The organism is Paenibacillus sp. 01L418 (genome assembly GCF_056400045.1).
The window spans coordinates 1-9,007 of record NZ_JBFTSN010000337.1 but is presented as its reverse complement, the minus strand read 5'-3'; the positions used below and the strand labels follow the sequence as shown (position 1 = coordinate 9,007).

General features: G+C 45.0%; 9 protein-coding genes. 6 read left to right on the top strand and 3 right to left on the bottom strand.

All coding sequences use genetic code 11. From position 1 onward, the window contains the following. Positions 1-268 (top strand): helix-turn-helix transcriptional regulator (locus AC1DSE_RS26810; protein ID WP_477528463.1); only part of this gene is annotated, 268 nt, incomplete at its 5' end. Here the strand turns inward: AC1DSE_RS26810 and AC1DSE_RS26805 are convergent. Continuing rightward, positions 265-1,305, bottom strand: a complete 1,041-nt coding sequence (locus AC1DSE_RS26805) for an MBL fold metallo-hydrolase (RefSeq protein ID WP_477511000.1) — start codon at positions 1,303-1,305, stop codon at positions 265-267. The genes AC1DSE_RS26810 and AC1DSE_RS26805 overlap by 4 nt on opposite strands. Beyond that, positions 1,302-1,958, bottom strand: coding sequence for a class I SAM-dependent methyltransferase (locus AC1DSE_RS26800; RefSeq protein WP_477528462.1), 657 nt, complete (start codon positions 1,956-1,958; stop codon positions 1,302-1,304). Before AC1DSE_RS26800 ends, AC1DSE_RS26805 begins: the two co-directional genes overlap by 4 nt. Before the next feature lie 16 nt (positions 1,959-1,974). On the opposite strand from AC1DSE_RS26800, the gene AC1DSE_RS26795 reads away from it, so the two are divergent. The 3 genes from AC1DSE_RS26795 to AC1DSE_RS26785 are packed head-to-tail and all read left to right on the top strand — an operon-like array spanning position 1,975 to position 5,419. After that, positions 1,975-3,234 (top strand): spore germination protein, encoded by a 1,260-nt coding sequence (locus AC1DSE_RS26795; protein ID WP_477528461.1) that lies wholly within the window; start codon positions 1,975-1,977, stop codon positions 3,232-3,234. After that, positions 3,231-4,331 carry a GerAB/ArcD/ProY family transporter gene (locus tag AC1DSE_RS26790; RefSeq protein ID WP_477528460.1) on the top strand — a complete coding sequence of 367 codons (1,101 nt, stop codon included), beginning with the start codon at positions 3,231-3,233 and terminating at the stop codon, positions 4,329-4,331. The genes AC1DSE_RS26795 and AC1DSE_RS26790 overlap by 4 nt, the downstream gene beginning before the upstream one ends. Continuing rightward, complete coding sequence (locus AC1DSE_RS26785) at positions 4,328-5,419, top strand: Ger(x)C family spore germination protein (protein WP_477511003.1); 1,092 nt, start codon at positions 4,328-4,330, stop codon at positions 5,417-5,419. The genes AC1DSE_RS26790 and AC1DSE_RS26785 overlap by 4 nt, the downstream gene beginning before the upstream one ends. Before the next feature lie 73 nt (positions 5,420-5,492). Here AC1DSE_RS26785 and fni read toward each other — a convergent pair whose 3' ends face one another. Next, positions 5,493-6,548, bottom strand: coding sequence for a type 2 isopentenyl-diphosphate Delta-isomerase (fni, locus tag AC1DSE_RS26780; protein WP_477511004.1), 1,056 nt, complete (start codon positions 6,546-6,548; stop codon positions 5,493-5,495). Positions 6,549-7,040: 492 nt separating this feature from the next. Here fni and nagB point away from each other — a divergent pair, with 492 nt between their 5' ends. After that, entirely contained in the window at positions 7,041-7,766 is a 726-nt protein-coding gene (gene nagB, locus AC1DSE_RS26775; RefSeq protein ID WP_076267784.1) for a glucosamine-6-phosphate deaminase, read from the top strand. Continuing rightward, a complete protein-coding gene (gene nagA, locus AC1DSE_RS26770; protein ID WP_477528459.1) occupies positions 7,767-8,963 on the top strand; it encodes an N-acetylglucosamine-6-phosphate deacetylase in 1,197 nt (398 codons plus the stop codon). The last annotated feature ends 44 nt before the right edge of the window (positions 8,964-9,007 follow it).

Here is a 9,007-nt window from a genome sequence, read left to right as displayed (position 1 = left end):
TTTAGAAGACGCTTCACTGCAATCGATTGCTTCCCATGTATTTCTGAATCCGTCCTACTTGTCAAAAATATATAAGCTGGAAACCGGCGAAGGCATAAGCGACTACTTATCCAGATTGAAAATGGAGACGGCAGCGCATATGCTTCGCACGACAACAGACAAAATTTACGAGATAGCAGCTAAAGTCGGTTATTTGAAAACGAGTTATTTCATAAAGGTGTTCAAAGATCGATACGGCATTACCCCGCAGGAATTCCGTGATCGTTAAGCGGTGATCGCAAAATAATTATAAAAGCCATCTTTTTCAGTAAAAAAGATTCGAGCTTGACGCTCCAAATATACCAAATGCGCAAGTGTCTCCGACATTGCAAATCTCAGCTGATGCGCATTCCCGTTCAGACGATTGCCGAATAGAGCCTCGCACATGCCATAGGCAGTGCGGGGCTCTTCTTCGAGCATCCGAACCATTTTGTCTAACCTCCGTATATGATGCTGCTGCAGCTCCAATATCCTGCCATGGAAATCGGTAAAAGGATCCCGATGTCCTGGAAAAGCCAATTGAACCTCATAATGAGCAAGCTCCTGCAAGCTGCCCAGAAATGCTTCCAATGGATCGCCATCCTCACCGGGCACTATGCTCACATTCGGGGTAATATGAGGCATCACCTGATCTCCGCATACCATCCATTTGCGTTCTTTCTGATAGAAACATAGCTGACCATTTGCATGACCAGGCGCGTCAATTAGAAGCCAGCTCATTCCGCCAATTATGATTTGATCTCCCGCTTCGATATAGGTTACCTCTGGTTGAGGGGATACCATCTCCACAAAGGTTTCAAGATTTTGCGCAATAGCCTCTCTATGCTGAATCGGCATACCATGCTTCGCATATAGAGCCTGCAGCTGCTCGCCGAACTCACTTTTTTCTCCCCACAGCCTAATCGCATAGTCATGTGCCCTGCGTGAAATAAATACAGGCGCCCCGCTTCTCTCTTGCACATAACCAGCGAGGCCATAATGATCGGGATGCTGATGCGTCAAAATGATTCTTGTAACATTGCTCCACTCCAGGTTATGATGCTGCAAGACTTTATCCCATACCTGAATGGCTTCGTCCGTTCGCAGTCCCGGATCAATGAGCGTATATCCCTGTTCTTCGGGTATAAGATAGCTATTAACCCACTTGAGGGAAAAGGGAACCGGGACCTTTACCTGCAGCCATCCTTCCTGCCACGAAACCGTATGTAAAGACTCCTGTTCATTTGAAGACGGCATGCTGCTTGAATCCTTGTTTTCAAATATCATCTTTTAGCTCTCCCTGTCATAATCATTCGCGGAGAAGCCTCTGGATCGTATTTCGAACCATCGTAATTGCCGTACAGCTTGTCTATCCTAAGACTGCAAGCATCTAGATTGTTTTCGAACCAGTCTAGGTTGTACAGCCTTACCTGTTCTAAATACTGTCTTGGCTTCTCTTCTTTTTCCGGATTGAAGATTGAAATGCCCTTCTGCACCCAACCATTTGCAATGGATCTTGCCTCTTGTATAAGCAGACCTGTCTCCTCATCGATACGTTCCGATCGGGGCACCAAGGTTTGAGCCACATAAATAGGATTAAGGAAATCGATTAAAAAACAACCGTCTGTACGCAGCACTCTCCGAATATGCCGAAGCACGCTCACATTATCTTCCTCTGCTGTGAAATAGCCAAATGAGGTAAATAAATTGACAGTCGCGTCAAAACGCTCCGCCTCAAACGGCAGCTCCCGCATATCCCCTTTAACCCATTCAACAAGTCCATCTTCATCATGACGATGAGCTTCATCAAGCAATGCAGTCGATAAATCCATACCTGTAACGGTGTAGCCAAGATTTGCTAAAGCGAGTGAATGCCTTCCCATTCCACAGCCTATATCAAGTACATGAGAACCTTCCGCCAGCTCTAGCCAAGCGATCATTTTGGAAAATAGCGAAATGAGTATCGAAGTCGCCTATATCGAACCGTTATGCGAAGAGAAAAAAATAAGCGATTTCATTATCGTCCCTTTTATAAAAGAGGAATATTCGTTTCAAGCTCAGCTGGATACAAATCCCGATTATGAAATACTGGAAGATGTCGCTATGTGGCAAAGTCTTCTTCTGCGCGGGCATGTCCTGATTCAAGCAAATGAAGTCGTCTATTCATTCAAAGCTGAACGTGTCATCTGTATTGAGAATTCACAAACACAAGTGGAAAGTGCTATTCAGGGCCCTCAGATCGCATTAAGCGAAAATATAAATATATCACTCAATCTGATCCGCGGCATGTACCCTTCCCCCGATCTTTCGGTAGAAGAGCATACAATTGGAACATTGTCCCAAACACCCGTGTTCGCCTTATTTGATCAGAGACGTGTAGATCCTACCGTACTTGATAATGTACGTACAAAGTTAACAACGATTAACGTGGAAATGCTTCAATCCGCTGGTGAGCTTGAGAAGCTGTTAGTCGGCAATCGCAAGCATTTGTTTCCAACTATTCTTATTACAGAACGTCCTGACCGCATTACCAGTGCGATTTCCAAAGGGAAAATAATCATTCTCGTAAAGGGAAACATGTTCGCTCTTATTTTGCCGTCCACTTTTTTTGATTTCATGCACGCAGTAGAGGATGATTACGACTCCTATTGGATGACTCGTTTTCTTATCTTCCTTCGTTACACTTCAACTTTGCTCACAATCACTTTGCCTGCTCTCTATATTTCCGTTGTCTCCTATAATCCAGAGCTGTTTCGCGTGCAGCTTGCTTTCTCCATTGCAGGCAGCCGTTCTGCTGTTCCTTATCCATCGTTCATAGAAGTATTTATTATGCTCTTTATGATCGAAACACTAATCGAGGCAAGCATTCGCTTGCCCAGGTACATCGGCTCCACGGCTACAACCGTTGGAGGACTTATTCTAGGACAAGCCGCTCAGCAAGCTGGTCTCGTAAGCAGCATTATGATTATCGTAACGTCAGTCGTAGCTATTTCGAATTTCGTTATTCCTGTCAATTCGCTGTCATTTGCTGTCCGTTTTTTAAAGTATCCGCTAATCGGAATCTCTATTTTCTTTGGCATCACTGGAGTAGCCGTTGGTTTGTTTATCTATATCACTTATTTATGCAGCCTAAGAAGCTTTGGCAAGCCATATATGCGTATTTTCGGAAAACTAAGGCCGTTAGAAGGCGATGTGGGGCAGGTGAAGATTAAATGAACCGTTATTTCTATTACAACTTTATACTCGTGAGTTTCATTAATCTATTGCTGTATGTCCCACATATCCTTATTCAATATCGCTATACCGGTGCCGTATCTTCTATTGTGGTCGGGATTGTTATTGGTACGATACTCGTCTATATGTATACAAGTGCAATGGCTCGTTATCCGGGAAAAGGATTGCCTGAGATATTAAAGCTACATTCTCCGCAATGGCTCGTTACGGTCTCCATGTTATTTTTTTCAGTTATGTGGTGGTTTGCAACGACTATCGTTGTTGTTGCCTACGCCATTCTTATTAATCGTTTTTTCAATCCAGACGCGGATGCGAATATTATTCTAGCCATGCTCGTCATTGCCTGCGGTTATGCTGCCACACGTTCAACCCTCTCAGTAATGTTCATCGTTGAAATCGGCATGATCGTAAATGCTCCAWTCATCATCTTTATATTGTTTAAAGCCGTACGAAGCAATCAGCTTAATTGGGATGCGATTCATGTCGTAGCCAACTACATAACGGAAATGCCTACATTGACCTGCATTGCAGCCTCTACGTTCATTTTTACCGGTTATATTAATCTTTCATTGTTCAATCGGCTATTTCCACCAAATTTCCGTTTTAAATTCCGCTTTATCTATCCGATAGCCGGCGCTGTTATTTTATTGATTACATTTTTTGTGCCCATTGGTTTTCATGGAACGGAAGGCGTAAACCAATACATTTACATATGGAGCCAGACCGCTGATTCCCTGCTTATGCAATACGGCTTTATTGAACGTGTGTTGTTTCTTTTTCTAATCGTTTTTTTGAACCTAACTCTCGTTTATACGATGTCCGGCTGGCATCAGGCGATGGAGTTTGTGAAATCTTGTTTTCCAAGCTATAGGCCGGAGTTTGATAGTCTCAAAACACCGATGTCCAACTATGTCATCGTCGGCATTTTTGCATTGCTCTCCATCCTATATCTCATGCTGACGAACGAAAAGATGAACATGATCATTACTACCTATTGGCTCATTGTCCGATTTTTCGTGGAAATATTAATCGTCGTTTGGGTGTTCGTGCTTAGCAAAAGGAGGTCCAAAGCCGTATGAGCATCACCTTTCGAGTCTTTTTGTTAATCCTCTCTCTTGGTTTGCTTGGCGGCTGCGGGTTCAAGGATATCGACAAACGATTCTTCGTGGTCGCTCTTGGCATAGATGCTTCAGATAATGAGAAAAAACCGTTTCGTCTTTCCCTGCTGCTTGCTGTTCCGTCTCCAAAGATCGAGCCTGGCGCATCGAAAACGCAGATCGAGACCATTGATACAGAAACCGTCGCAGAAGGCATTCGAATGTTGAAATCCTACGTCGACAAGGAGCTGGATTTCGGGCATTGCAAAGTGTTTCTCATTGGTGAGAAGATTGCCCGCCAAAACTATACGGAAATATTGCAATGGATGTCGCGGAGAAGAGATATCCAAAGTGTCGCCGATATTGCTATCGGGAAACCGGACGCGGAATCACTGCTGAAAATAAAGCCTGTGTCCGAGCGTTATCCGGGCAACACGCTTTTTTTAAGCTTTGGAGCTGACGGAACCGAGTCATCCTATACTTACGTAGAAACGTTATCAGACTTCGCTAGGCGTGCTTCCGAGGAAGGACTCGATCCGCTGATGCCTGTTATTACAAAGGATGGTAAAAAGAGCTTCGTCATCAACCGAACAGCGCTGCTGGACAAAACAAAGGTCAAGCTTATATTGTCTCCAGCTGAATCGCAGCTTTACAATCAGCTCGCGGAAGATTTCACCAAATCTTCGATGCATGGCATGTTTGAAGGCTTGGATTTAGTCGTTGCGATTACGGATATGCACTCAAATTTCCGACTCGGTAAGCAAAACGGCCAAGACACGATCACGCTTGATGTGAAGATCAGGGTCGTATTTGAGGAAGCGCCAAAAGGCATATATGAAGATCAGTGGCAGCCCATTGAGCAAAATTTAAATAAGGAATATGCTGAATCTTGCCTCGCGCTTCTCAAAAAAATCCAAAAAGCAAATGTAGATCCCATAGGTTTCGGACTGCGCTATCGAGCTACCCATCCTGGTAAGGAGGCTTGGCAGCAGTGGCAGTCCATCTACCCTAACGTTAAATTTATCGTAAATGCCAATATAAAAATTGAAGGAACAGGCATTATCAAATAGGGTTAGCACCAAAAACAAAAGAGGTGAGCCAGAAGCTTGTTGCTTCTGGCTCACCTCGAATGATATTTAACTATTATTTTAGGATCAATCGGTTTGTTTGACGCAGCTCATTAACCGTACCAACGCCAATGCCAAACATCGCCGTACGCATTTCAAACTCAATGCGTTCGAATTGCTGCAGCAATTGCTCCTGCGAAATTTCCTTGCTGCTGCTAGCCGCTTGCGGCAGCAATACGCGTCCAAAGCCAGCAAGATTTGCGCCTAGCGCAATTGCTTTCGCAGCATCAACACCCGTACGCAAACCTCCGCTTGCAATAATATTAGCCTCGGGAAGCGCAGCGCGAATTTCTGTCACACTCTCAGCAGTCGGTATGCCCCAATCCGCGAATGCTTCAGCAGCTTGCCTTCTTAGATCATCGGTGGAGCGAAACTTCTCGACTTGGCTCCATGAAGTTCCACCCGCTCCAGCAGCGTCAATAAAGGAAACGCCTGCACCCACAAGCGCTGCTGCTGTTTCCGCATCAATGCCCCAGCCCACTTCTTTTACTCCAACCGGTACATTAAGCGACCTGCAAACCTGCTCAATCGAAACCAATAAATTGCGGAAATCGGTATCTCCTTCGGGTTGAAACACCTCTTGCATGCTGTTGAGATGCAGGACTAACGCATCCGCTTCAGCAATGTCTACAGCTCTGCGGCATGATTCTACACCAAAACCATAATTCAACTGAACCGCACCAATGTTAGCAATAACCGGTACGGTAGGCGCATCTTTCCGTATGGAGAACGAAGCTGCGAGCTGTTCGTTTTCTATTGCGGCGCGCATGGAGCCTAGCCCAATCGCCCAGCCCCTCGTTTCTGCCACAACCGCCAATCGACGATTAATAGCCCCTGCTTCATCCGTTCCTCCAGTCATGGAGCTAACGAGCAGTGGGGCTCCAAGCTTTTTGCCGAACCAATCTGTATTTAGGCTTACTTCAGCGAAGGAAAGCTCAGGCAGTGCATTATGCTTAAAGCGGTACCGCCCCAAGCCCGTTTCAATGCCAACGCTGTTTACTTGCTCCTGCAAGCAAATACGTATATGTTCTCCTTTACGCTTTGCAGTTGCTGCTTGCTGATCTACTGACATGCTTGTTCCTCCCAAGCTTAAACGGCCAACGCCTTTTATAGCAGCGCCGCTCACGTTTCGCTTCTCTATCTTCTATTCCTGCGTATTCAACTTGTGAATTTCCTCATCAATAAGCTGAACATATATGTATCCATTAGGCCTGCTTGCACTTTACACTTCATAACCTTTTCAGCGTAGTAACTATGTACTAGTTTAGCACATTTTTTTGATTCACGCTCTCAACTCCACGACATTGACACATAAGCTGATCCGTCCATTCTGATGCATGCGCTCTGGCGTCTAGAATAGTTCTTCTAATAAATGTGGCATTATAAAGAGACTAACCCCAATCCTAAAAATATGAGCCTGACCGATGAGTTAGAAGCGACGGCTAGCTCAGTAGATAAATGATTTTTACAATCATTTATTTGAATTTTACAATCATTTTATCTTGTTAAACCGTCGAAATTCATATAAAATATAACTAACAAAAGCCTTATAGGGGGACTAAACATGGAAATGATTATATTTGATACACAACAGGAATTAGATGCTTATGCTGCGGAATTATTTGTAGGTATCGTTAAAGAGAAACCAGATGCAGTACTAGGCCTTGCAACAGGATCGACACCCATCGGAATTTATGACAAAATAGTAGAACTGCATAAACAAAACAACGTTAGCTTTAAAGATGTGACAACGTTCAATTTGGATGAATATGTCGGAATCAAGCCTGATAACGACCAAAGCTACGCCTACTACATGAAGCAGCATCTGTTCTCGCACATCGATATTCCCGAGAACCAAATCCATTTGCCAAATGGCATGGCTTCGGATGTTGAGCTGGAATCGAATGCTTACGATGCAATGCTAGAAGCAAGACCAGTAGATATTCAATTGCTTGGTCTAGGCCACAACGGTCATATTGGATTCAATGAGCCTGATGTTAATCTTTCTGGCGGCACTCACGTTGTTAAATTAAAAGAGGAAACGCGTGAAGCAAATGCTCGTTTCTTCGATTCTATGGATGAAGTACCTGAGTATGCAATTACGATGGGTGTTGGCTCTATTTTAAAAGCTAATACGATCGTGCTGGCTGTTCGTGGTGCTGACAAAGCAGAAATTGTAAAAGAAGCATTGACTGGTCCAATTACGACTAACGTACCGGCTTCATTGCTGCAAACTCATGCGCGCGTCATTGTTCTACTAGACCGCGAGGCGGGAAGGATGTTAAGTTAAATGACCCTAAACTCTGCAAACTGGTTCATCCACAACGTAAATATCGTGCTTGAAGATGGGATAGTTAACGGCAGTGTTTTTGTACAAGATGGGAAAATTGCAAAAATTATTGCCCAAGATGACAACGAGGCAGCAAATGAGGCTTCAGATGCACAGTTGTCTATAGACGGAAAGGGAGGCTGGCTGCTTCCTGGTTTTATTGATGTGCATGTTCACGGTGGATTTGGTGCGGATTTTATGGATGCCAGCCGTGAAAGCTTTGACACCATTACTAAATTCCATGCCTCACAAGGTACGACAGGCATGCTTGCTACAACGATGACTGCTCCTAAGGAAGCAATTGAAGACGTATTGCATGCCGTTGCAGATTACCGCAGCAGTGAAATGCCTTACGCAGCCTTGTATGGCGTACATTTGGAAGGCCCGTTCATAAGCGAGGCATGGCCAGGCGCTCAAAACCCAGCTTATATTAAAACACCTCAGCTGGAATGGATGCAGCAATGGCATGCCAAGTGGCCCGATCTTCTCCGTCAGCTTACACTGGCTCCTGAGAAAAGCGGTGCGATTGAGACCATCGCTTGGCTTGCTGAGCAAGGGATCGTCACAGCCTGCGGGCATACGGATGCTGTCTATGATGAAGTGATCGCTGCTGCTGATGCTGGCCTTACGCAGGCTGTTCATACCTATAATGCAATGCGTGGTCTGCATCACCGTGAGCCCGGAACGCTAGGAGCTGTATTGACCGATGACCGAATTGTGGCCGAGCTCATAGCCGATGGTATTCACGTGCATCCTGCTGCAATTCGTTTGGTGCTCGCTGCTAAACCTTTAGATAAGGTTATACTGATCACAGATGCGATGGCAGCAGCAGGCATGCCGGAAGGCGAATATAGTCTCGGAGGCTTAGCCGTCATCGTAAAAAACGGCGAAGCAAGATTAAAAGATGGCAACGCCCTAGCAGGCAGCTGTTTAACGATGATTGGTGCCGTACGCTTTATCCATGAGCATACCAACCTATCGCTTTCTGAAATTAGTCGGTTGGCTAGTGGCAATGCAGCAAAACAGCTTGGCATCAGCGACCGTACAGGTACAATTACGAGCGGCAAACAAGCTGATCTTGTATGGATTGACTCGCAAATGCAGGTTCAACAGACTTGGGCGCAAGGCCGTTCCATATACGAGGCTAAACAAGCGTAAAAAAAGCAAGAGGTTCCGTGCTCAAAGGTTAGATAACCTTTGAA